General features: G+C 52.1%; 27 protein-coding genes. 6 read left to right on the top strand and 21 right to left on the bottom strand.

Annotated features, from left to right (window positions below):
- Window positions 1–22: 22 nt before the first annotated feature.
- From era to ACJJIS_RS05865, 6 genes are all read right to left on the bottom strand, one after another.
- Window positions 23–922 carry a GTPase Era gene (gene era / locus ACJJIS_RS05890; protein ID WP_282931965.1) on the bottom strand — a complete coding sequence of 300 codons (900 nt, stop codon included), beginning with the start codon at window positions 920–922 and terminating at the stop codon, window positions 23–25.
- A gap of 123 nt (window positions 923–1,045) precedes the next feature.
- On the bottom strand, window positions 1,046–1,726 hold the full coding sequence (gene rnc / locus ACJJIS_RS05885; RefSeq protein WP_282931964.1) for a ribonuclease III: 681 nt from the start codon (window positions 1,724–1,726) through the stop codon (window positions 1,046–1,048).
- Window positions 1,719–2,159, bottom strand: a complete 441-nt coding sequence (locus tag ACJJIS_RS05880; protein ID WP_475709690.1) for a DUF4845 domain-containing protein — start codon at window positions 2,157–2,159, stop codon at window positions 1,719–1,721. Before ACJJIS_RS05880 ends, rnc begins: the two co-directional genes overlap by 8 nt.
- 53 nt (window positions 2,160–2,212) lie before the next feature.
- On the bottom strand, window positions 2,213–2,980 hold the full coding sequence (gene lepB / locus ACJJIS_RS05875) for a signal peptidase I (protein WP_413662745.1): 768 nt from the start codon (window positions 2,978–2,980) through the stop codon (window positions 2,213–2,215).
- 50 nt (window positions 2,981–3,030) lie between these two features.
- On the bottom strand, window positions 3,031–4,836 hold the full coding sequence (lepA, locus tag ACJJIS_RS05870) for a translation elongation factor 4 (protein ID WP_475709689.1): 1,806 nt from the start codon (window positions 4,834–4,836) through the stop codon (window positions 3,031–3,033).
- 134 nt (window positions 4,837–4,970) lie between these two features.
- On the bottom strand, window positions 4,971–6,365 hold the full coding sequence (locus ACJJIS_RS05865) for a Do family serine endopeptidase (protein WP_413662747.1): 1,395 nt from the start codon (window positions 6,363–6,365) through the stop codon (window positions 4,971–4,973).
- A gap of 171 nt (window positions 6,366–6,536) precedes the next feature.
- Between ACJJIS_RS05865 and mpaA the strand changes: the two genes are divergently transcribed.
- Window positions 6,537–7,241: a murein tripeptide amidase MpaA gene (gene mpaA, locus ACJJIS_RS05860; RefSeq protein WP_444911208.1), complete on the top strand. Its 705-nt coding sequence runs from the start codon at window positions 6,537–6,539 to the stop codon at window positions 7,239–7,241.
- Here mpaA and ycjG read toward each other — a convergent pair.
- The 5 genes from ycjG to rpoE form a co-directional block, all read right to left on the bottom strand.
- Window positions 7,229–8,176, bottom strand: a complete 948-nt coding sequence (gene ycjG / locus ACJJIS_RS05855) for an L-Ala-D/L-Glu epimerase (RefSeq protein WP_475709688.1) — start codon at window positions 8,174–8,176, stop codon at window positions 7,229–7,231. The two genes, mpaA and ycjG, sit on opposite strands and share 13 nt — an antisense overlap.
- 83 nt (window positions 8,177–8,259) lie before the next feature.
- Window positions 8,260–8,709, bottom strand: a complete 450-nt coding sequence (locus tag ACJJIS_RS05850; protein ID WP_475709687.1) for a SoxR reducing system RseC family protein — start codon at window positions 8,707–8,709, stop codon at window positions 8,260–8,262.
- Between the two features lie 12 nt (window positions 8,710–8,721).
- Window positions 8,722–9,945, bottom strand: coding sequence for a MucB/RseB family sigma factor regulatory protein (locus ACJJIS_RS05845; RefSeq protein WP_475709685.1), 1,224 nt, complete (start codon window positions 9,943–9,945; stop codon window positions 8,722–8,724).
- 1 nt (window position 9,946) lies between these two features.
- A complete protein-coding gene (locus ACJJIS_RS05840) occupies window positions 9,947–10,651 on the bottom strand; it encodes a sigma-E factor negative regulatory protein (protein ID WP_475709684.1) in 705 nt (234 codons plus the stop codon).
- Between the two features lie 118 nt (window positions 10,652–10,769).
- Entirely contained in the window at window positions 10,770–11,384 is a 615-nt protein-coding gene (gene rpoE, locus ACJJIS_RS05835; RefSeq protein ID WP_282931954.1) for an RNA polymerase sigma factor RpoE, read from the bottom strand.
- A 178-nt stretch (window positions 11,385–11,562) separates the two neighbouring features.
- Here rpoE and nadB point away from each other — a divergent pair, with 178 nt between their 5' ends.
- A complete protein-coding gene (nadB, locus tag ACJJIS_RS05830) occupies window positions 11,563–13,170 on the top strand; it encodes an L-aspartate oxidase (RefSeq protein WP_413662753.1) in 1,608 nt (535 codons plus the stop codon).
- Between the two features lie 46 nt (window positions 13,171–13,216).
- Here nadB and ACJJIS_RS05825 read toward each other — a convergent pair whose 3' ends face one another.
- On the bottom strand, window positions 13,217–13,669 hold the full coding sequence (locus tag ACJJIS_RS05825) for a protein YgfX (RefSeq protein ID WP_413662754.1): 453 nt from the start codon (window positions 13,667–13,669) through the stop codon (window positions 13,217–13,219).
- On the bottom strand, window positions 13,644–13,889 hold the full coding sequence (locus tag ACJJIS_RS05820; protein ID WP_282931952.1) for an FAD assembly factor SdhE: 246 nt from the start codon (window positions 13,887–13,889) through the stop codon (window positions 13,644–13,646). The genes ACJJIS_RS05825 and ACJJIS_RS05820 overlap by 26 nt, the downstream gene beginning before the upstream one ends.
- A 112-nt stretch (window positions 13,890–14,001) precedes the next feature.
- Here ACJJIS_RS05820 and ygfZ point away from each other — a divergent pair, with 112 nt between their 5' ends.
- The 3 genes from ygfZ to ACJJIS_RS05805 all read left to right on the top strand — a co-directional run bounded on the left by ygfZ (window position 14,002) and on the right by ACJJIS_RS05805 (window position 16,522).
- Complete coding sequence (ygfZ, locus tag ACJJIS_RS05815; protein WP_475709683.1) at window positions 14,002–15,042, top strand: CAF17-like 4Fe-4S cluster assembly/insertion protein YgfZ; 1,041 nt, start codon at window positions 14,002–14,004, stop codon at window positions 15,040–15,042.
- A 196-nt stretch (window positions 15,043–15,238) separates the two neighbouring features.
- Window positions 15,239–15,790, top strand: a complete 552-nt coding sequence (locus ACJJIS_RS05810) for a hypothetical protein (protein ID WP_475709682.1) — start codon at window positions 15,239–15,241, stop codon at window positions 15,788–15,790.
- 186 nt (window positions 15,791–15,976) lie between these two features.
- A complete protein-coding gene (locus ACJJIS_RS05805; protein ID WP_475709681.1) occupies window positions 15,977–16,522 on the top strand; it encodes a hypothetical protein in 546 nt (181 codons plus the stop codon).
- Between the two features lie 161 nt (window positions 16,523–16,683).
- On the opposite strand, the gene ACJJIS_RS05800 is transcribed toward ACJJIS_RS05805, so the two are convergent.
- The 8 genes from ACJJIS_RS05800 to ACJJIS_RS05765 form a co-directional block, all read right to left on the bottom strand.
- Window positions 16,684–16,920: a DUF1059 domain-containing protein gene (locus tag ACJJIS_RS05800; RefSeq protein WP_475709680.1), complete on the bottom strand. Its 237-nt coding sequence runs from the start codon at window positions 16,918–16,920 to the stop codon at window positions 16,684–16,686.
- 274 nt (window positions 16,921–17,194) lie between these two features.
- Window positions 17,195–17,917, bottom strand: coding sequence for a uracil-DNA glycosylase (ung, locus tag ACJJIS_RS05795; RefSeq protein ID WP_282931947.1), 723 nt, complete (start codon window positions 17,915–17,917; stop codon window positions 17,195–17,197).
- A 2-nt stretch (window positions 17,918–17,919) separates the two neighbouring features.
- Window positions 17,920–18,510, bottom strand: coding sequence for a uracil-DNA glycosylase family protein (locus ACJJIS_RS05790; RefSeq protein ID WP_475709679.1), 591 nt, complete (start codon window positions 18,508–18,510; stop codon window positions 17,920–17,922).
- Between the two features lie 13 nt (window positions 18,511–18,523).
- On the bottom strand, window positions 18,524–19,459 hold the full coding sequence (locus tag ACJJIS_RS05785; RefSeq protein ID WP_475709678.1) for an SdiA-regulated/phytase-like domain-containing protein: 936 nt from the start codon (window positions 19,457–19,459) through the stop codon (window positions 18,524–18,526).
- 64 nt (window positions 19,460–19,523) lie between these two features.
- Window positions 19,524–20,462 (bottom strand): hypothetical protein, encoded by a 939-nt coding sequence (locus ACJJIS_RS05780; protein ID WP_444898016.1) that lies wholly within the window; start codon window positions 20,460–20,462, stop codon window positions 19,524–19,526.
- A gap of 246 nt (window positions 20,463–20,708) precedes the next feature.
- A complete protein-coding gene (locus tag ACJJIS_RS05775; RefSeq protein ID WP_475709677.1) occupies window positions 20,709–21,653 on the bottom strand; it encodes an SdiA-regulated domain-containing protein in 945 nt (314 codons plus the stop codon).
- A gap of 11 nt (window positions 21,654–21,664) precedes the next feature.
- Window positions 21,665–22,147, bottom strand: a complete 483-nt coding sequence (locus ACJJIS_RS05770) for a YajQ family cyclic di-GMP-binding protein (protein WP_108733959.1) — start codon at window positions 22,145–22,147, stop codon at window positions 21,665–21,667.
- A 14-nt stretch (window positions 22,148–22,161) separates the two neighbouring features.
- Window positions 22,162–22,698, bottom strand: a complete 537-nt coding sequence (locus ACJJIS_RS05765) for a YaeQ family protein (RefSeq protein WP_475709676.1) — start codon at window positions 22,696–22,698, stop codon at window positions 22,162–22,164.
- Window positions 22,699–22,784: 86 nt separating this feature from the next.
- On the opposite strand from ACJJIS_RS05765, the gene ACJJIS_RS05760 reads away from it, so the two are divergent.
- The gene (locus ACJJIS_RS05760; RefSeq protein ID WP_475709675.1) at window positions 22,785–23,645 is read left to right on the top strand and encodes a LemA family protein; all 861 of its coding nucleotides are present in this window, start codon (window positions 22,785–22,787) and stop codon (window positions 23,643–23,645) included.

Raw genomic sequence — 23,645 nt, 5'->3', positions numbered from 1 at the left:
TCAGGGGAAATTACCCTGATGATTACTCGTCTCTATAACCGAGACTGCGCAGAGCCCGCTCATCATCAGACCAGCCAGATTTCACCTTCACCCACAAATTGAGCATTATCTTGCTATCAAACAAGCGCTCCATATCTTCTCTAGCCTGGCTGCCAATCTGCTTGATTCGCTCGCCCTTATTTCCAATGATGATACGTTTTTGGCCTGCCCGCTCAACCAAAATAGCAGCGCTGATATGCAAGACCTTACCCTCTTGGGCAAACTCCTCTACCTCCACAGTAACTTGGTAGGGAACCTCGGCACCCAATTGACGCATAATCTTTTCGCGAACAATTTCTGCTGCGAGAAAGCGCGAGCTGCGGTCAGTCACTTGATCTTCGGGGAAGAAATGCTGCCCCTCAGGCAAGTGCTTCAGAATAACCTCTTCCAGAGTATCCAGATTTACGTTGCGCAAGGCTGATATGGGAACAATTTCAGCTTTTGGATGCTCCTCAGCCAGGGCTTGTAGCTGGGGCAGTAGATCAGCTTTATCCTCAAGCTGATCCACCTTGTTCACGGCGATAATTAATGGGCATTTAATACCGCGCAGCTTATCTGCCACCAACTGGTCTGCCTCACTCCAACGAGTGCGCTCTACAACAAACACCACTACATCCACGTCCCGCGCAGCACTGGCGGCAGCTCGGTTCATATAGCGGTTAATCGCTTTTTCTTGATCGGAGTGCAAACCCGGAGTATCGACAAAAATAATCTGGTTTGGACCTTCGGTTTTAATACCGAGCATATTGTGGCGGGTGGTCTGCGGCTTGCGCGAAGTAATCGCGAGTTTCTGCCCCAGCAGGTGGTTCAACAGTGTGGATTTTCCCACATTGGGGCGGCCGACAATCGCGACATAGCCACAGCGAGAAGGTTGTTCGCTCAAGAAATTTCTCCGAAAGAGTTGGAGGTCTCCGGGAATCCCCGGAGCCAGAAGCGCCCCCAATGATACAGGAGGCTGTCATTACGATGCGGGAAATGGATCCGGCGCGTCGTTTCTATTGTAAGGTTAGTCCTGCCCGGTGAGGAGCTTATAAGCTTCCACCGCCGCAGTCTTTTCAGCATTACGGCGACTGCTGGCTTCGCCTTTTACGGGCTGTGTAAGGCCACTGACACGGCACTCCACTACAAAATGCTGGGCGTGTTCAGCGCCAGAGACATCTACGACTTTATATTCCGGCAGAGGTTTTTTACGCGCCTGCAGCCACTCCTGCAAGCGGGTTTTGGGATCCTTCACAGTCTCTAATGATAGGCCCTGCAAGCGCAATGCAAACCACTCAAGTACCCGGGCGCGCGCAGCCTCCAAACCGGCATCCAGATAGATGGCCCCAATAAGAGCCTCTACGGCATCGGCCAGAATCGATGCCCGACGAAAGCCGCCACTCTTCATTTCACCTTCACCGAGGCGCAGGCAATCGCCAATTTCCAACTCCCGGGCAAGTTTTGCCAGGGTTTCACCGCTAACCAATTGTGCCCTCAAGCGGCTCAACTGCCCCTCGCGCCCGTTGGGGAACTGCTCGTAAAGTGCCGCGCCGATAGTGAACCCGAGTATCGAGTCGCCGAGAAACTCCAGGCGCTCATTATTACGACTCCCATGGGATCGGTGAGTAAGAGCCAACTCAAGCAGCTCGGCCTGATCAAAATCATGGCCGAGGCGCTTGCAAAGGCGTTCCAATAAAAGATCAGTCACGTTTGCGGAATTGCTCCAGATCGATCAGCGCATCACAGCAAAGCTCCGGCTTCGCAGTGTCGAGCTGTTTATTAAACTTCATCACAACATCCACGTTGTATATCAGTGGCTGGCGCAGTTCGTAGTTGATGCTCACCACAGATCCCTTTGCGCCGCGAACTACCTGCACAGATTTAGTAGGCTCTCCGCGCACATTGTTTACCAGGAAAAAACGGCTCAGCTCTTTTTTAATCTGACCCGTGGTCATATCTTCCAGGTTTGGGTTTTGACCGAGGGTTTTTAGCCCTTCGTTAACGTAACGAGCATCTACGTAGGCCGGTGCCATCTTGGACACACAGGTCAAAGCAAATCCCAACATCGCGATAATCAGCAGCCAACCCCAGTAGCTCATACCGCGCTGCTGCTGCAGTGAAAGGTTGAGTTTACTACCCATAACTATGCCCTCTATCCTTTATAAATAACCGGGCTAACGCCCGGCTGGTTTCTTTATTGGATTGAGCCTACACGCTTAAAGCTGGGCAAACTGAGCAACTTGTCCCAGTGCATCCAAATGGCGAAAGCTTTGCCGACGATATCCTTCTCTGGGACAAAGCCCCACTCCCGGCTATCGAGGCTGTTATCGCGGTTATCGCCCATCATAAAATAATGCCCTTCCGGCACTACACCACTAAAGTTACTGTACTGCCGGGGACGGACACTTTTCTGCATCTCATGGCGATAGCCATCGAGATCTTCCCACATGACTTCTGTTTGCGGATTACTCGGCGGGATAGCCCGGATCAGTTCTTGGCGAGCCATCTCACCGTTGACATAGAGCACATTGTTCTTCAGTTCTATCTTGTCACCGGGTAATCCAATCACCCGCTTGATGTAGTAGGTATCGTTATTGTGGGGCGGAAAGAACACCATGACATCGCCGCGCTTGGGCTCACCCACATCCATTACCTTGGTTCGGGACACTGGCAAGCGCACACCATAGGCATACTTGTTGACCAGAATAAAATCCCCGACTTCCAATGTTGGAATCATTGAACCTGAAGGAATCTGGAAGGGCTCGACAATAAAAGAGCGCAGAACAAATACGATCGCCAGAATCGGGAAGAAAGACTTCGCGTACTCGACAACGATCGGATCTTCTTGCTGGTCCCCGACATTCTTCTTGCGTTGACGGGCGAAAAACAGGCTGTCAACTAACCAGATTCCGCCACTAATCACAACCAACCACAGCAGAATCAGAGGTAAATTTATATCCATTACTTTTCTCTACTATCCCTTATTTTTCGTCGTGGCGTAGGGCCGAAGCCCTACTGATCCACCTTCAGTACCGCCAGGAATGCCTCCTGCGGCACTTCAACACGGCCCAACTGCTTCATTCTGCGCTTACCCGCTTTCTGCTTCTCCAGCAGTTTCTTCTTACGAGTAACATCACCACCGTAACATTTGGCCGTCACGTTTTTGCGCAGCGCCTTCACCGTGGTTCTCGAAACTACCTGACCACCAATAGCCGCCTGGATCGCCACATCAAACATCTGACGGGGAATCAGCTCTTTCATCTTTTCCGCCATTGCGCGGCCTTTCTGCTGCGCATTATCGCGGTGGACAATCAGCGCCAGAGCATCCACCCGGTCACCATTAATCAGGATATCCAGTCGCACCAACTTGGCAGCTTCAAAGCGGACAAAGCTGTAATCCAAAGAGGCAAAGCCGCGGCTTACGGATTTGAGACGGTCGAAGAAGTCCATAACCACTTCGCTCATCGGCAGTTCATAGCGCAGGGACACTTGTGAACCTACGTACTGCATGTCCTTTTGAATACCGCGTTTTTCCACACACAAAGTGATGACGTTGCCCAGATACTCCTGAGGTACAAGAATATTCACCTCGGCAATCGGCTCCCTCATCTCTTCGATGGAGCCTACATCGGGTAAGCGCGATGGATTATCTACCATCACTATCTCACCGTCTGACTGTTCAACTTCATAAACCACGGTCGGCGCTGTGGTAATCAGATCCAGGTCGTATTCCCGCTCCAGGCGCTCCTGGATAATTTCCATATGCAGCATGCCGAGGAAGCCACAACGGAATCCAAAGCCCAGGGCATCAGATGTTTCTGGCTCGTAGAACAGGGAGGCATCGTTCAGCGACAGCTTCTCCAGCGCATCCCGGAAAGCCTCATAATCATCTGAACTAACCGGGAACAAGCCTGCATAAACCTGGGGCTTAACCTTCTGGAAGCCCGGCAGCATATCAATATCATCGGCGCCCTTAGCATGGGTCAGTGTATCGCCCACAGGAGCGCCATGAATATCCTTGATCCCTGCCACCACAAAGCCCACTTCACCTGCGCGAAGTACACCGGTTTCGTGGCGCTTGGGTGTAAAGATTCCCACGCTGTCCACAACATGGGCACGACCGATAGATTTGGTGACAATCTTTTCTTTGGTTTTCAGGGTGCCCTGGACAACACGCACCAAGGAAACAACGCCCAGGTAGCTGTCAAACCATGAGTCGATAATCAGCGCCTGTAGAGGAGCATCGACATCGCCTTCCGGCGGTGGTACCGAACGCACCAGATCTTCCAGTACATCCTCAACACCGAGGCCAGACTTAGCACTGCAACGAGTCGCTTCGGCGGCATCGATACCGATAATATCTTCAATTTCTTCGGCAACCTTTTCAGGGTCTGCCTGGGGCAAGTCCATCTTGTTCAAGACAGGGATAACTTCCAACCCCTGTTCAATGGCTGTATAGCAGTTGGCAACCGACTGGGCCTCAACGCCCTGGGCGGCATCTACCACCAGTAGCGCGCCTTCACAAGCTGCCAGAGAACGGGACACCTCATAGGAGAAATCCACGTGTCCGGGGGTATCAATAAAGTTCAGCTGATAGGTCTTACCATCGCGCGCTTCATAGTCGAGCGTCACACTCTGCGCCTTGATGGTAATCCCACGCTCGCGCTCGAGCTCCATGCTGTCCAGCACCTGTTCAGCCATCTCCCGATCGGAGAGGCCACCACAGTCCTGGATAAAGCGGTCAGCCAGGGTAGATTTCCCGTGGTCGATATGGGCAATAATGGAGAAATTGCGGATATGAGAGAGATCTGTGGCCACTGCGGAATAAAAACCCTTGCAAAATCAAATGATTAGCTGGCTATAGTGCCAACTGTGTGGCGCAAGTCTAACAGAACTCATGGACAGAGGTGAGAGCTAGGTGGCCCAATGGGCCACCAATCGCTGGAAAGCGGCTAGCTTTCGATCTTAATTGTACGGAAAGTGGACTGCCCGGCGCGGAAGAAGCGAATCGGCAATAGCTCATCCTCCGGCAGATCCTTGACGACAGTTTTGTAGTCACTAATGTCGCCAACTTCTTCAAAACCAAGTTGCGCGATGATATCGCCACTGCGCAAACCTGCTTTGGCACCAGGCTTGCCTGGAATCACTTGTTTCACCAGCACCCCAGTTTCCACATTCCAGCGCTGCTTCAGGATATCGGGAATTTCCTCAACCACGACTCCCAGGCGCCCACCCACTCCAGAGCTGGGATTGGCTGCCACTTGCCTCGCTTCATCTTCAGAACCTGGTAGGGTGCCGACAGTAACACTCAGACGCTCGGGTTTACGATTGCGGATCAACTCCACCTGGGCCTGTGTACCCGGTCGAATCTGCCCTACAACGTGAGGCAGGTCGCCAAAAACCCCTATCTTCTGACCATGGAATCGCAAAATGATATCACCGGGCATAATTCCCGCTTGAGCTGCGGGCGACCCAGGGCTTACCTGATCGATCAGGGCGCCGGCAGGCTTACCAAGACCCATGGCTTCCGCCATATTGCGGTCGACATTACTGATTCCCACTCCGAGCCACCCGCGATCCACCCGCCCTTTTTCTTTTAACTGGGCAACCACATCCTGGGCAAGGCTTGCGGGAATAGCGAAGGAGAGCCCGATAGATCCGCCACTGCGGGTATAGATCTGAGAGTTGATACCCACTACTTCGCCATCCAGGTTAAAAAGCGGGCCTCCGGAATTTCCGGGGTTAATTGCAACATCTGTCTGGATAAAAGGAACGTAATTCTCGCGGCTCTCATTGGGGATACTGCGCCCCATCGCACTTACGATCCCGGCGCTTGCGGAGTAGTCCAAGCCGAAGGGAGAGCCAATAGCGACAACCCATTCTCCCACCTGTAGTTCTTCGGAATCCCCCCAGCGTACTGACGACAGGTCTTCCGCGTCGATCTTTAACAGGGCCAGGTCGGAGCGCACATCCTTGCCGATAACCTGCGCCTCGTATTCGCGACGATCAGTCAATGTAACGGTTACCTGGTCCGCACCATCGACCACGTGATTATTGGTTACGATATAACCGTCTTCAGAGATGATAAAGCCGGACCCCATACTCGCTACCGGGCGCTGCTGGCGCTGGCGCGGCTCGAAAAGGTGGCGGAAGATATCGGGAATTTCCTGTTGAAGCTGCGGCTGGCTACTGCGACTAGTGCGGTTGCGATCAACCGTGTTGATTTTGACGACTGCCGGAGAGTTATCTTCGATCAACTCCGTAAGTTCGGGCAGTCCGCGGGCACTGGCAGCCCCGGAAACCAACAGACAAAGAACCAGTAGATATTGTGTACAACGTTTAACCATAGGTTTGTTACCCCTAGTGATCCCTTCTAATATGAAACCATTGGATTTTCGAGTCCTTTCAAGGGCGAGCCTTGGCTTGTCCAGCCCCTTAGGGACTCTCAGTAACGACTTAGTGGCGATCTAGTCACCAAAGTTCTACAACAGACTGTAAAACTGTGTAAAGAGTTAACGATGTCCGAAATGCGCCCGCGCCCAGAACGCGGTCAGTTTCACCTGCCCACCGAGCTCTACGGCCAAAGTGTTTTGGGCGCCCCCCTACTCTATTTTCCCGCGCAAACCGGCACCCACCACGGCCTCATAATGGCCGGCACCCACGGAGATGAAGTCGCCGCAGTCGTCGCTCTATCCTGCGCGTTGCGAGCCCTCGCCACCAATTCATTGAGACATCACGTAATCCTCGCTGTCAATCCGGATGGCTGCCAGCTGGGCACCAGGGCCAACGCGCGCGGCGTAGATCTCAACCGCAACTTTGCCACTGCAAATTGGGATGGCAGTGGCAATGTCTACCGGTGGAACAGTGCTGCGGAAAAACGCGATGTTAGGTTAAGTACAGGTGATAGCGCCGCCTCTGAACCCGAGACCTCTGCACTTTGCCAGCTGCTTGCAAAGCTGGGACCGACCTGGACCGTTTCCATTCACGAGCCCCTTGCCTGTGTCGAGGACCCCAGCAACAGCCCTCTGGGCATGCAGCTTGCCAGTGATTTCAAGCTGCCTCTGGTTGGGGATGTGGGTTACCAGACCCCAGGATCATTCGGCACCTGGTGTGCCGAGCAAACACTGCCCTGTATTACCCTTGAATTCCCCCCAATATCAGCTGATGCGGCAAGTGAAGACTATCTGCAAGCGCTAATCGATCTGCTGACTTACGACCAATAAACTCTACCCGCCTTGAAACGCAGAGGGGGCTCCACATCGCTGGCCAGCCAGGTGGGCCCATCCAGGTCCAGAAAGCTAGCTCGACTTCCCAAGGGCCAGGCTGCGCGGATAGCCCGAGAGGTACACAGCATACATCCCAGCATAATTTCCAGGCCGAGATCAGTCGCTTCATCTGCCAGTGCCAGGGCCTCGGTAATCCCGCCAGTTTTGTCCAACTTGATATTGACCATCTCATAGCGTTTAAGCAACTTCGGCAGATCCTCCCGAGTATGGCAACTCTCGTCCGCACAAATCGTCAGCGGGTGTTCAAAGCTCTCCAAAAATTCATCTTCACTCGCTGGAAGTGGCTGCTCAAGCATCGCCACCCCCAACTTGCTTAAATCATGACATCTCTGCAACAAGGTCTCTTTTCGCCATGCCTCATTGGCATCAATCACCAACCTGGCATCCGGTGCTGCTGAGCGTACTGCCGACACCCTTTCTTGCACATGTTGGTCATCAAGTTTCAACTTGAGAACATCAGCTCCCGCAGTCACAGCAATTTTCGCAGCACTTGCCATTGCCTCGGGACTATCAACAACTAATGTCTGTACGGTAGGGAGAAAATCCGGAGCCGGATATAGACGCCCCGCTTTTCTAGCCTCCCAGTCTGCCAGCGCACAATCCAATGCATTTCGCGCCGCTCCGGCAGGCATACGCAGCTGTAATTGCTCTCGGGTCAACCCATCGCTCACCTCTTTGAGCATCGGCTGCAGCTGGTGCAAAACAGAGGCAGCACTTTCTCCATAGCGAGCATAAGGCGTGCACTCACCGACGCCAGAGACTTCACCATCACTAAGCTCCACCACCACAACCTGAGCCTCAGTGCGCGCGCCACGAGAGATGACAAATGCAGTACGTAGAGGCCAGCGCTCATCAAAACAGCGAGCCCTCATTGGCAGAGCCTCCAGGCAATAAAAGGAACTCTCAGTTTAGGTCAGGGAGACGAGGGCTAGCTGGCGAAGGCGGAGGCGACGGACTATTTCATTTGGGAGGGCTCAATCTGCAGAAGTACAGGGGTGTAGGTGGGGTTTTGCGACTGGGACCTACTGTACCAGCGAACTCCCAAAGCACCTAAGACCAGACCGATCAAGGCCCCGATTACAGCGCCGGGTTCAGCGAAGAGCGAATCCCCAATCAGTGCAACTAGCACCAGGGACATCAAGGGGACGAGGTAAACCAGCAAGGCACTACTGGTCAGGGCATTCTCGGTAATACCAATTACCGCCACATCATCGAGGTGGATTTTATCTACGGAAAAACCGTTGAGAGCTACTTTAACGCGGGTCGAAGAAGAAAACAGATCGCCCAGCAATCCGGTCCCACAGCTGGACTTGGTAGAACAGCCATTACAGGCGCTACTCTGGGTGGTCTCCACCCAGATAGCATCGGCCTCTATGGCCACCACCCGGCCACGCTCTTGAAGCACCTATATACTCACTTAGCTCTTTGCGGTAATTGAGCTGGCGACACGGCGCGCTGTAGTTTCGGGGATTTCACCCACCACTGTTACAGTGTAAGCAACGCCTTCAATTTCCAGACGGTCCATATAGGCTGTTGTGGCTCCGCGAATTGCGCGACCTTTAAAGCCCTCAAGTTCTGGACCGAGGCGCTGGACAAATACAGAAAACACTCCCAGCCCGTCGCTAAACACCATCATATCGCCATCAGATAAGGGCTTGACGGACACTACCCGGAAACCGTCGGGCAACCAGCCCACCTGCCAGCGGCTCTGTGAAGCCGTACACTCATTCCGATTATCGATGCGCCGGGCATTATTGGAGACCGCCTGTAGTGCGGCATCCTCTACAGGGGAGAGATCCAGTTGTACAAACTGGTAACGCTCCAGTACGCGGCCCTGAGTGCTAACCAGCATGGTCTTCAACGGCAGCCCAGTCTGTTTATCGAGACTCACTACCAAGCCCAGGCGATAGCGATCCCTCGGTCGCGCCTCAATCACAACAGCATCGCGATCCGCGATTCGCTCCTCACCCCGCAAGATAAATTGGTAGGCGCGCTGAGCCTGTTGTTGGCCCGCCGAGCTCCATGCTGTAGCACGATTTCTTGGCGAAGCACTGACATCGCAATTTCCGGCACTGCCGTGGCTGATCAACTCTCTAGGCTCACCACTGAGGTAGCGCACGCGCTCTACCTGCTCACCTTCTCGAACCGCGTGAACAACCTGCAAAGTCTCCAGGAGGCCCGCATGCTCAAAGGTCACCAGACCACTGTATTCAAGTTCAGTTACTGCCTTTGCCAACTTGGCTAGCCAATGCTCAACCTCGTTATTACTCACCACACCCGGGCTTACCATGCCGCTCTGCGCTGCAGGGTTGAGGTTAACTACGCCAGATGTCACCGTCTCTTGCGCCGGCACGCCGCCAACAGCACTTTCTGGAGTTGCAGTTGCTGGAACGGCCGGTACCGCAGCGGGACTTTCCACCTCTCCCGAGCCCCCGTCCGTCATAGCAACTTCCACAACAGCCGGGGCTGCTGCGGGAGCAGTACTCATATCGAGATTGATAGTGGTGGGGGCACTGGGCTCTACGCCAGCGTCAACCTGGGCAAATGACATGGGTGCCAATAACGAGGAGGCCAACAGTAGACCGTTGGCCTTGAGAATCCCACTGAGGATTCGGCGCCCCCTGGTTTCGACTTTCGTCACACTACATTCCAACTTGTTCGCCGTAAGTGGCGCGAGCAAAAGGCACCATGCCCTGACTGCCCACATGAGCGGCTTGTTCTGAGTGCTGAATCATTACGCGATTCAGGTGGCGCATCAACTCGGGGGTTGGTGCCTGCTGTATTACAGCCTGCCCCACAACACCTGTGCGCTGCTCGGGTACAAAGCGGGGAGCCGCAGTGCTCACAGAGCGCGTAGAGGGAGCGGGCACATAAAAACCGGAAGGCTGCGGAGCAGACTGAACCACTGGTTGGGCTTCACGCTCAACCGATGCTACTGGCTGGCTCCCCCCCTGGATGGTGTTCTGCGGAGAATCTGTCATTTGCTGCACACCCAAAATGGCAGCAAAAGCCACCGTCGCAGCAACAGCACCACGGGACAGCGGACGCCACCAGCGATTGTTGACCAAATTGCCAGCAACCGCAGATCCCCCATTGCCGTTTTGCGACAGAGGCTCTTCCTCATCGATGGCGGCAGAAATACTCGCTGCAAGGCCGATGTCGACCGGCGCGACCTGTTCGCGGCGCATAACACTCGCCGCAAGTTGGTAACGCGACCAGCGCTCACCGAACTCTTCAGAGGCCGCGCTGGCCTTCAGAAGCCGTTGCAGCTCCAGTTCGCTGACTTCGCCATCCATGAGCGCCGAGAGCGACTCGTTAAGACGTTCCTGATGATTCCCGTGGGACATAGGGGTTAACCCTCTTGTGCAATCATTTATTCGGTGCCCACAAGCACCATATTTGGTTACATGTTATGACCGGAGTCTGAGCGGTTGGTTTCCCCGACTGGGAAAATTTTCCGCAATTTTAACCCCTGTCACCCAGTGTTTCCGGCTCGCCGGCCATCACGGCCTGGACTGTCCGGTCTATCGCCTCCCGTGCGCGAAATATTCTAGAGCGCACAGTTCCCACCGGGCATCCCATAACCTCGGCGATTTCCTCGTAGCTCAGTCCCTCAAGCTCTCTCAGCGTTACCGCTGAGCGCAGATCCTCTGGCAGTGCGCGAATAGCGCGATGCACCGCCGCTTCCAGCTGGTCGCGAAACATCTGACTTTCAGGTGTCTCGTTGTCACGCAGCAGGTCAGCACCCGAGTAAAACTCAGCATCTTCCAGTTCAACATCGGAAGATGGCGGCCGACGACTGCGGGAAACCAGGTGATTCTTGGCGGTATTAATCGCAATCCGATACATCCAGGTGTAAAAAGCACTCTCGCCGCGAAAATTGGCAAGAGCACGATAAGCCTTAATAAAAGCTTCTTGGGTTACATCCTGTACTTCACTGTGGTCCTTAATGAACCGACTCACTACAGCAACAATTTTGTGCTGGTACTTGAGTACAAGAAGGTCAAAAGCGCGTTTGTCCCCTTTTTGTACCCGTTCTACCAGCTCACGGTCACTCGTTGACGCCTGATGCGCTGTCATCCCCAACTCCCATATCCAGCCACACTGCGGGCGCCACAAAATTTGACTGCGGGGCCACCGGCGCAGGCGTTTCTTTTACTGTGTTGATGACAATGACAATAGGACATAAGTTCCACGTCAAATCGACGAATAATCAGGAGGCGCTATACTACGCGACCCTTAAACATAATTGAAATCTATGAATGCCCAGGCAAACTACGACGTTCTCGTAATTGGAAGCGGTGCAGCAGGCCTTACACTGGCCCTGCATCTCGCCTCCCAGTATCGCGTGGCCCTGCTCTCCAAACAGAGATTGCAAGATGGCTCCACCTGGTTCGCCCAGGGAGGCATCGCTGCAGTGCTGGATGAGATGGATTCGGTTGAGTCGCATATTGCAGACACATTAGACGCGGGTGCAGGACTCTGCCACCCCGCTTCAGTGCGCTTTACCGTAGAGGAGAGCACTGCCGCGATCAGCTGGTTAATCGATCAGGGTGTGGACTTCACCCGCGAGGAACAGGGTTACCACCTCACCAAAGAGGGGGGGCACAGTCACAGGCGCATTATTCATAGCGCCGATGCCACCGGCCAAGCGGTACACAGCACCCTGATCACCAAGGTGCTAAACAGCCCCAATATCGACTGTTTCGAACACCACGTTGCCATCGATCTAATCCGCCAGCCGGATCCAGATAAAGGCCGATTTCGCTGTGCCGGCGCCTATGTACTCAACAAGAGCAACGATGAGGTCGAGCTGATCCAGGCTAAAGCCGTCGTCCTGGCCACCGGGGGGGCCAGCAAGGCCTACCTTTATACCAGTAACCCGGACGGTGCCAGCGGCGATGGAATCGCAATGGCTTGGCGCGCCGGGTGCCGCGTGGCCAATATGGAGTTCAATCAATTTCACCCCACTTGCCTTTACCATCCCAAGGCCAAAGCCCTGCTGGTGACAGAGGCTTTGCGCGGTGAAGGCGCTGTACTCAAGCTTCCCGACGGCAGCCGGTTTATGGACCGCTTCGACAAGCGAGGAGAGTTGGCGCCACGGGATATCGTCGCCCGCGCTATCGACCACGAGATGAAACGGCTGGGGGCAGATTGCCTCTATCTGGACATTTCCCACAAAGATCCACAGTTTGTCCGCGATCACTTCCCAACGGTTTATAACAATTGCCTTCGATATGGCATTGATATCACCCGAGAGCCTATTCCAGTGGTGCCTGCAGCTCACTATACCTGTGGAGGCATTATGGTCGATCGCCATGGGCGCACAGATCTGGACCAGCTCTACGCCATTGGCGAAACGACATTTACCGGCTTACACGGCGCCAACCGCCTTGCCAGCAACTCGCTGTTAGAGTGTCTGGTTTACGCTCGCTCAGCAGCCCTGCATATCGATGAGCACCTGGGTATGGTACAGGCGCCCCGCCCATCTCCAGACTGGGATGCATCGCGAGTCACCGATTCCGATGAAGATGTAGTGATTTCCCATAACTGGGATGAGCTGCGCCGGTTTATGTGGGACTACGTAGGCATTGTGCGCACCCGCAAGCGACTCTTGCGCGCACAACACCGAGTAACGTTGCTGCAGAAAGAAATTCGCGAGTTCTACGCCAATTACCGCATCAGCAGCGACCTGGTTGAACTGCGCAATCTCTCCCTGGTATCGGAATTGATTATTCGTTCGGCCCTGGATCGCCGCGAGAGCCGGGGGCTGCACTACTCCCTCGACTACCCCCAACTACGTGAACTTGCTATGGACACGATTTTGGTGCCAGAGAACTTTGCCGGCCAACGCCAATTTATTTAACCGACCAATTTTTAGCCAACTGGGCCCGCCACGGCAACCCAGCTAACTAGCGGGAATAGCGCAGTGCCACTTGTAGCCTGCGCCAATCCTGCGGCGCCAGCATATCCTTGGCCAACACCAAACGGAGCCGGCGCCCAGCCCTGTCCCGACCATTTATCACCACCAACCAAGACCACAACACCAGCTCATTTACAAACTGGAATTCGCGACGATCTGCGCCATCAGGGTGCCAAAACCACCTTCGCTCACGGGTCGATAAATGGCCGCTCACAGTTTTCACCCGGCGCCACTCTATCCCGGCGTAAACCATAACAAAAAGGCTCGCCAGCCCTGATAACACTAAAGGCAGGTTACACAACCAGACCAGTAAGATCGCCAGGAAGGTGATCAGCAAAAGGAGCAAATGCAAAAGAAAGGAAGGCGCAACGACGCAACTTAAGCGGGCGCTGCGCTCATAAAGCGGGGGTGTCGAGCTATTCCTGGAGTCCGGTGTTGTCACGGATGATTTGCACTATACGCTTCAAGTCCGGGTCAGCCGGGTCTTCTCGACGCAAGAACCAGGCGAACAGATCCTGATCCTGCTCATCAAGCAGGCGGATATAGCGCTGCTGATCCTCTGGCTCCAGGGTCTCGTAAACATTATCCAGAAACGGCAGCAAAACCAGATCCAATTCCAACATGCCACGGCGACTGGCCCAAAACAGGCGGTTGCGATCCATACTTCTTTCCAACCAGATAAAAAGCGCAGTATACCCCCTGCCCCACCAAACTTGAAAAGGGCGCGAAGGACCCCCAAATTATGCCCCGAATACAAATGCAGGTGGCAGGATTATGGATCAGCAACAGTGGCAGGATTTTCTCAGCAACGAGGGCGCCATTTGGGAGGGCAGCAAAGCTCACTTCCCTCTCACTAGTCGCGAAGACCCTCAGAGTTTGCACCTGCTGGACCTGGGCCCAATCGGAGCTATTTCCATTACCGGACCCGACAGCCAGAAGTTCTTACAGGGGCAGCTCACCTGTGACTTGATCAACCTTCCCGATGAACACAGCACCCTGGGAGCTCACTGCAATCCTAAGGGGCGTATGATCAGTGCTTTTAGTGCACTGAAACTTTCGCAAAGTGAGTTCATCTTCCGGTTGCCAAAGGATTTGGCCCCCATCGCCCAGCAAGCGCTGGCCAAGTACGCCGTCTTTTTCAAAACAGAGCTGCACGACATCAGTGATGAAACCCACTGGTTAGGCCTGCAGGGGCGCGATGTGGCAGAGCGCACCTCCAAACTGCTGGGCTTCGAGCAACCCTCTGTCGGCGAGGTGAAGCTATTTGACTTGGAAGGAGAGCGCTGCATTGCCCAATGTATTACCGACCTGCAACTAGCCATCCTGGTACCCACCAGCAAGGTCCAGCAACTGTGGCAAAAGCTATCACCAGAGTGTGAAGCTACCGGCTATGACTGTTGGCAAATGCGCCAAATTGAAGCCGGCATCCCCCAGCTGGACGTCGCCACTACAGAGATGTTTATCCCGCAGATGACCAACCTGCACCTGCTCGGTGGCGTGAGCTTTAAAAAAGGCTGCTATACCGGCCAGGAAGTAATTGCCCGTATGCAATTCCGCGGCGCCGCCAAGCGTCGCCTTTACCGGGCAAGCTGCGCTTCGGGGGATCTCCCTGAATCGGGCATGGAGATATTTGGAGATGGAAAGCAAAGCATTGGCAATCTGGTGGAAGCCTGCCATAGCAAAGAAGGCGTTCAGCTACTCGCCGTACTCACCATCGCCAAAGTGGCCGCAGGTGAAACCTTACACCTGAAAGATGGCCGCACTTTGGATATCGGAGAACTTCCCTACGATGCAGACGCCGATCCGCTAGCCTAAACCGGAAAAGTACTTTTAATCAAAAAGGCGGCTTTTTAGTCGCCTTTTTTGTTTATGATTTAACAACCAGAAAAAACCTCTGGAAAGTAAAAAGGTTTGCACCAATCAAAACGCAGCTTACTACCGCTACTATATTTATGGATATTTCCCTGGGCTTCAAAATTTCAGCTAAATAAAGCAGTAGAGGGAGGCAATATTGAAAGAGTTAGACCAACTAATTGTCGTTCTTGAATGCTGCATTATTCTGGCAGGCTTTGCTGCAATAGTTGGCACACTCCAACCCAGAAAAGGCAGAAATCTTGGCAAAGGAAGAATTGTATCCCTCGCAATGATTATTTATATCAGTTTGATCAACGCATTACTGGCAGCCTTCACCCTGACTCTATCCAATTTTGATCTCGCTGATCGCACCCTGTGGTCAGTAAGCAGTTTTGCCATGAGTGTGGCTACGTCGTTTTCTATCGGCTACCTATGGATAAAGAAGCGACTCAAATCTGTTTCAATTGTTGCCAAGGTTACCTATTTCCTTCTTTTTGGAATTGCCGGCTCAGTCGTTATTATCAATATCATGAATGCGCTAGGGGTCATTTTCAACAGGGAGTATGGGCCGTATTTTTTATCCTTTGTTTGCAACCTATTTGTCGTCGGTTATGCATTTTCAAGACTGCTTATGCGCCCATTATGGGTAGCTGTTAGAGAAAATGAACTAGGCCGAACCGGCAAAGAGAAAACGGTGGCGTCCGGCTGATTTTCAGCTAAAAATGTGGCGCCAACCATTGGACACCTACACCTAACAACAATTATTAACCATATAGCAAGCGGGCTAAAATAAAGCTAATTGTGAGACGGGAAACAACTTACCAGCTCTCCATTTCACTCATATACTGTTATCAACTTTCCTATTTAACCTTTCTGCTTGGGACAATAGCGGAAGATGGAAAAACTGTCGGTACAAATCGATCAATTGCTTGTCATTATTGAAATATCCATAGTGCTGGCAGGATTTGCGGCAATGGTTGCCACATTTCAATCAAGGAGAATAGAGAGTATCTCTAGGGGCCATGTGGTGTCTCTGGCCATGATTGTCTATATCAGCCTATTCAGCGCACTGCTCGCCGCCTTTTCTTTGGCGCTTTTGAACTTCCGTATTGATGCTGGCTATGTTTGGTCTACAAGCAGCTCCTTGATGGGAATAGCCACCACAGGCTTTATTGTCTATCTGTGGAAAAAAAGACACTTCAAATTTGTGTCTATTGTAATGAAAGTTACCTACTATGGGCTTTTCAGTATCGCTTCATCGGTAGTTATCGTCAGCACCCTCAACGCTACTGGCATATTTTTCGAAAGAGAGTTTGGCCCTTATTTTTTAGCCTATATCTGTAACTTGTTTTTTGTCGGCTTTGCGTTTGCCCGGTTGTTAATGCGACCTCTTTGGAAGGCCGTTGAAACCAAAAATAAACACCCTGTGAAGGGCCGCTAATCCAAAACAGAGAAGATTATTGAGCAATTAATATATCACCACTCAACTGGAAATACTTTCTGATTTACTCAAGCTTTATATCTACAGTCAATTCCAACACGATTTTAGCGCCATTTTTTACGCTCAAATGATTTTTACCTATAAATACTAATCTTCTCTATTTACAATCCGGGAGAGCTGAAAACTCTTCTTTTTTTTGACTCGTACCACTTCTTCATCGATTCAGGATCTTTCATCAGTTCCTGCATTTTCTTCATAGCCAGTAAGTGCTGGGCATCATTTTTACGATACATCTCGATTCCGTGCATCTTACTGAGTTCCGCCACCTCTTCAAAACTATCCCCGTGAAACTCCACATCGCAGGCACCTCCCAACTCCTTACAAGTCATCATTTTCATAGCAATATCACCTTAGATTTCATAAGTTATATTTTATCTGACAGATAAATAACTTCAAAAGAGCCAAAAATAGATAATAGCTCTGATTGGCTTTCAAGTCTCTAAAGACCCCCATCACAAAACACTGCCGAAGCAGAGAGTTGACACATATAACCACTAAAAAAAATAGAAGGATTTTTTATCTGGAAGCCAAGAGAAGGATAACAGGAATAGAATTTTTGGCGCTCTGGATAAATACAAACCCGGATAGATAATACCTATCCGGGTCAAGCCACTAAATCTCCACAGCAATCCGCTTCAATTGACCCGCCTCTGGCAAAGCCCATTCAATAGGCTTTTCTCCACGCTGTTGCAACCAGTGATTTGCCTGGGAAAAAGGACGGGTACCAAAGAACCCCCGGTGCGCAGATAGAGGGGAAGGATGTGGAGCACGCAACACTAAATGCTTATTGCGGTCGATAAAGCCTCCCTTCTTTTGGGCATAGCTCCCCCAAAGAACAAAGACTAACCCTTCGCGCTGTTCCGCTAGCTTGTGAATCGCCGCATCCGTAAATTGCTCCCAACCCTGCCCTTGGTGGGCGCCGGCCTTGCTGTCCTCAACAGTAAGGGTGGCATTTAGCAAAAGCACGCCCTGCTCTGCCCAAGGTTGCAGGCAACCGTGGTGTGCAGGGGGAATACCCATATCGGAGTGCAACTCTTTATAAATATTTTGCAGCGATGGAGGAATGCGTACTCCGGGCATCACAGAAAAGCACAGGCCATGGGCTTGGCCAACGCCATGGTATGGGTCCTGACCCAGGATAACGACTTTTACCTGATCAAAAGGTGTGGAGTTAAAGGCATTAAAGATCTGGCCACCGGCTGGGTAGATCTTCTTACCGGCAGCCTTCTCCCCCTTTAAAAACTGACGCAATTGGGCCATGTAGGGTTGGTCAAACTCCCCGCCCAAAACATCGTACCAAGAGGGGTGGATCTTTATTTTGTCCGGAACCGGCATTCTTAAACCTTCAATATCTTTTTAACATAGTGTTGTAACTCGGGCACAACTTCCTCCTCAAACCAGGGCCTGCGACGCAACCACAGGGTGTTGCGCGGGCTTGGATGCGGCAAGGGAAAGTATCCCGCTGGCAGAGCATCGCGGTAATGGCGAACATTCTCGGTAATACTGCCATACCAGTGCGGGAGGTAATGGCGCTGGGCGTATTGTCCCACCAACAGCGACAGTTGCAAGTTGGGTAATTGTGCCATTAGGCGCTGATGCCAGGTGGCGGCACACTCGGGTCGCGGCGGCAGGTCACCGCCCTTGCCGCGCCCAGGGTAACAGAAGCCCATGGGAATAATGGCAATCTGGGATTCGTCGTAAAAGGTGTCCCGATCAATCGCCAGCCAATCTCTCAGGCGATCTCCTGAGGGATCATTCCAGGGGATACTGGTAGCGTGGACCCTGGTGCCCGGGGCCTGGCCTACGATCAGTAAGCGTGCAGACGCTGCAGCCCTCAAGACTGGATTCGGCCCTAGAGGAAGCTGTTCTTCACAGAGGCGACAAGCCCGTATTTCCTCCAGCAGTGCCGGTAACTTCTCAACTACCACCTACTATATGTCCCTATTGTTTACCGTCGGGGAAAGCTAAATGTAACAACCGCGCGCGGCGATCCTGGGGATCACGGACACGACTGATATTATTGTTATTGAAAACCACAAATACCCCCTGGTTATTTACAGCAACTCCAGACCCCATCCCCCCCAACCGCGACACTTCATAGGCGTGCTCCGGGGATTCTTCAATCTCACGGTAAACCAAGCACCATTCAGCTTGCAAGCTCGGCAGAGCTCTTCTACATACCGCATATGCGTTGCTTTCAAGAGTAAAAAGAGCGCCGTCATGATAATCAAGTCCTCTCAGATTCTCCGGGTGGTTTCCAAAATCCAGCCCCACTACAGAAGGCAAGAAGAAAACTTGAAACTCTCCTTTATTTCCCACCTTTAACAATCCCCTGGGTTCCCGCTCTAAAGCTACCCACAAGTCATCGCCAACCTCAACTATTCCCTCCCCGCCATTATTGTATCTCAGCGAATAACCCAGGTGTTCTATTGCTGATGACCACTTGTTATTAATCCAGCGTGAACTCCCATCTGTGTCCACTTCTGCTATTCGATTGTGGCGTTCACTCAATAAAAATGTACCGTCGTCTCTACAACATATTCCACCAAAACGCATTGCGGTTTTAGGCCGCAATAAATCCATAACAAAGTGAGAAACATTATCGGCTACTCCCCTTTTGGGCGGAGGCAGGCCGCTAACTTTCAGGTATTTTTCTAATGTCGCACTCTGACCGTGTAAATTGATTCTATATATTTTTTCCGATTCTTTAGGAGAAATCGTTATTAATTGGCCACAAAAACTCAAACCAGATAGACCTACACCCGAGCTATTATCTATCCAGTAATCAGCAATATCTTTAGCCAAAAAAATCTCAGCAGCCATCCCCACGGATGCTAAAAATATGAAATTAATTGCGAGGAAAACTGTCTTGATCATTACATCCCCCTTTAAACACTACCTGACTATTCGAATCCCAATAATAGAAAGTCTCTATTGGTATTTAGTCAGATTGATCTGGTAGAGCCAGATGTAATAAGAGTGCTCTGCGATCCTGTGGGTCGTGAATACGGCTGATATTATCATTGTCAAACACAATAAAAACGCCCCGCTCTCCAATAGCCAAACCATCTCCCTTTCCACCGGTCCGCGATACCTCGTAGCCGAGTTCAGAGGAGTTTTCATGTTCCCAGTAATCCAGACACCACTCGGCTTTCAAGCTGGGTAATTCCCTGCGGCAAACTGCATAGGCATTAGGTTCCAGGGTCCACAAAGCCCCATCATAGTAATAGAGGCCTGCCATATTTTCCGACTCATCACGAAAATCCAGCCCTTTTACTGGCGGCGGTGTAAAAATCTGTACACTTCCCTTGGGGCCGAGTTTTACCAGGGCACGGGGATCCCGCTCTATAGCCATCCAAAAGTCATCGCCCACCTTCTGCAGCCCTACACCGGAGAGATTGTACCCGTGCATATAGCCTTGGGCTTTAGCCGTGGCCGACCACATATTTTCTAACCAATGCCCCTTTCCCTCCATATTTATTTCAGCTATGCGGTTGTAACGTTCACTCAACAAATAGAATTTATCATCGGCACAGGTGATGGCTTCAAAATCCATCGCTGCAGCTGGGCGAGTAAGTTCCAGTAGAAAATACCATAAATTAGTAGGCCTATCTTTTTTCGGAACCCGGAGCCCAGCCAGCTTGATATAAGGCTCCAAGGTTGCACTCCTATCTCCCAATACTATCTGGTAGATCTCCCTGGATTGCTTATCCGACACCGTAACCATTTTTCCATCGCAAAAACTCAGTCCAGATATGCTTAACCCGGCACTATCATCCACCCAATAATGAGCTATTTTTTTGGCGGGAATAATTTCAGCTGCCAGCCCCAAGGATGACAAGAGCGCACATACGATAGTTAAAAAAATACGCTTAATCACGATCCTTCCAATTTATCGCCAAAGTGATTTAAGAACCGGGAGATTCCCTGCGGCCAACAGACACTACCAAGCTGTAAGGTCCCAATAGCTATTGGTACACAGCATAGTTACCCCAATTGCTCTAAACAATTTTAGCGCTAGTGACTAGAAGATATTTTAAAAATGGAGGGACTTGTTGAACGGGAAAGAACTAAAGGGATGGGATTAGCGCCGACTCCCGGAAAGTACGGCGCCAGACAGAGTCAATTATTGCAGCCTACTGACCTCATCTGGCATTGCCAGATGCAACAGCAGCGCGCGCTTGTCGTCAGGCGCCTGGGCACGGCCAACATTATTGTTGTCGAGGATAACGAAAATACCCTGCTCTCCGACTGCCAGCCCCTCGCCCTTTCCATAGCGGGTTTCTTCATAAACCCGCTCGGGAGATTCTTCAAGGGCGCGATAATCCAGGCACCACTCTGCTTCCAGGCTAGGAAGTGCCCTGCGGCACACGGCGTGGGCGTTGCGCTCCAAGGTAAAGAGTGCGCCGTCGTGGTAATCCAATCCCGCCAAGTCCTCTGAACGGCCAGCAAAGTCCAGACCATCTACTTGAGGCAGAGTCAGTGTGCTGGCCTCGCCATCTGCATTAAGCCTCAACAAACCACGGGGTTCGCGCTCCATGGCTATCCAGAAAGTATCGTCGGCTTTCACCAACCCCTCGCTGGAAGCATTGGTCTTCTGTAGAAACCCCTGGGACCTGGCTAATGCCGACCAGCTATGCTCCTGCCAGCGTGCATTTCCCTCGATATCTACGATGGCAATACGGTTGTAATGCTCACTGACCAGATAGACCTGGCCATCGCTACAGGTAACACCTTCAAAGTCCAGATCTTCTGCCGGGCGGAACAACTCCTTGAAGCCTTCCCAAGCGCTGACAGGCTCATCCTGCTCCGGTATCCCAAGGCCGCTTAAGCGAAGATGTGATACCAGGTCGGCACTGCCATCGCGAAGTTCAAGCGTGTAGATCTCTTCAGAATTCTTATCGGAGACTGCCAGCAGATCTCCAGAACAAAAACTTAAGCCGGAAATATCCAGGCCTGCACTACTATCAACCCAATAGCTGGCCAGCAACCTAGCCGGGGTAATTTCTGCGGCTATCGCCAGTGGCGACAACAGCACGGATAGAACACTGAAGAGAGTACGCTTGATCACTGCAAAACCAATTAATCGCGGAAGTTATTAAACTGCAATGGCTGTTCCAGCTCTTTACCGCGTAACAAGGCGATCACCTGCTGCAAGTCATCGCGCTTCTTGCCAGTAACACGCACCTGCTCACCCTGAATGGCAGCCTGCACCTTGAGCTTTTCATCTTTGATCAGCTTAACAATCTTTTTTGACAGTTCTTTGTCAAGGCCATTTTTCAGGGTCACGTCCAATTTGACCTGCTTGCCGGACTGCTCTTTATCACCTACATCCATCGCCAGTGGATCGATATCGCATTTGATCAGTGCGCCGCGCAGCATATCCACCATCTGGTCTACCTGCATGTCCACTTCAGCGCGAACTACCAGGGAGAACTCACTCATCTCCACTTCCGCATCCACACCTTTAAAGTCGAAGCGGTTGGTAATAGTGCGATTCACCTGATCCACAGCGTTGGTGAGTTGGTGCTTATCCACTTCAGATACAATGTCAAAAGAAGGCATTAAGTTGTCTGCTCCTATTTCCAGGTTTCCGGAGTAATCTCCGCGTTGTTGTCACTATCAGCCAGCCAGATGTGGCCATCCTGAATGGTTGCACTCAGGTCCATATTGCGCTCAGCCATAGCCGCCAATTGCTCAGTGGCATCAGCGGCTAAATGGTAGACGGTAAGGTTATCAAAGCGCTCCAATTGGCTGGCCTGTTTCTGCCACCAGATTGGTGCTGCACGGCGCCCGTAACTGTATACGATAACGCGCTTCGAGCGGTTGCAGGCTTTGCGAATTCGTTCCTCAGTGGGCAACCCCACTTCGATCCAGAGATCGATTTCCCCGCTCAGTTTTTTTTGCCAGAGATCCGCTTCCTCATCGGAGGACAATCCCCGGGTAAACTCCAGCGTTTCCGCCGCATTGTGTGCAAAAGCCAGTAGGCGCACCATCATACGCTCATCTGTTTCCGAGGGATGTCGCGCCAAAGTGAGCGGATGTTCGGCGTAATAATCCCTGTCCATATCGGATATCTGGACTTTGGCTTTAAATATTGTTGCTTTTAACGCCATTTTGGCTCCATGGTGATGCCTTCTCCAGCGCCGGGAGTCAGGCGGACTATTCTTGATGGGTTCACGTGAGAATAAGGATATTCCGCATGACCTCTGCGCTCCCCAGCGGCTGGCCCTTTTGGCAGAGCTCACTGCTACTGCTGCTGGCAACCACCCTCAGCGGCTGTGGTGTCAACAATATCCCAACCTATGACGAGCAGGTTAAAGCCACCTGGGCCCAGGTCCAAAACCAATACCAGCGCCGTGCCGATCTGGTTCCCAATCTGGTGCAAACCGTAAAAGCTTACGCATCCCACGAACGGGAAACCCTACAAGCCGTCACTGAGGCCAGGGCCAAAGTCAGCTCTCTCCAGGTTGACGGCAACCTTCTCAATGACCCAGCCAAGCTGCAACAGTTCGAAGCAGCACAAGGCCAGTTAACGAGCGCGCTATCCCGCCTTATGTTGGTGGTAGAGCGATACCCCGACCTCAAAGCCAACCAGAACTTCCTCACACTGCAATCTCAGTTAGAGGGCACCGAAAACCGCATCAGTGTCGCGCGCCGGGATTATATCCAGGCTGTAGAGCGCTACAACCGTGAGATTCGCACTTTTCCAGGAAGAATCTGGCATGCCGTGCTCTACACAGATATGCCGCTTCGAGAAACTTTCGAAGCCACCAGTGAAGATGCCGATAAGGCACCTGAGGTTAAGGAGTCTCTGAATAACTCCATGATACCTCTGGCATGCAGAGCGGTTCACAATCAAGGCGCGGCTTCGCAGGAATGTCTAGACCTTTCAAGAAGTCGTAACGCGGAGTGTGAATCGCTCTGCAAGCCCCGAAGGGCGGGCCTTGAAGGCCACAGCTGCTGTGTTGCAGCTCTTGCAAAGGGCTACGGCCATTCGCGGCGAGCTGCGCCTAACATCTGCAGCCTTCAAGACCCGCAGAGGTATTACGGAGTTATTTAG

Source organism: Microbulbifer maximicatervae (SeqCode), from assembly GCF_056231245.1.
Note: the sequence above shows the minus strand (reverse complement) of the source record. Positions and strands in the feature narration are given on the sequence as shown.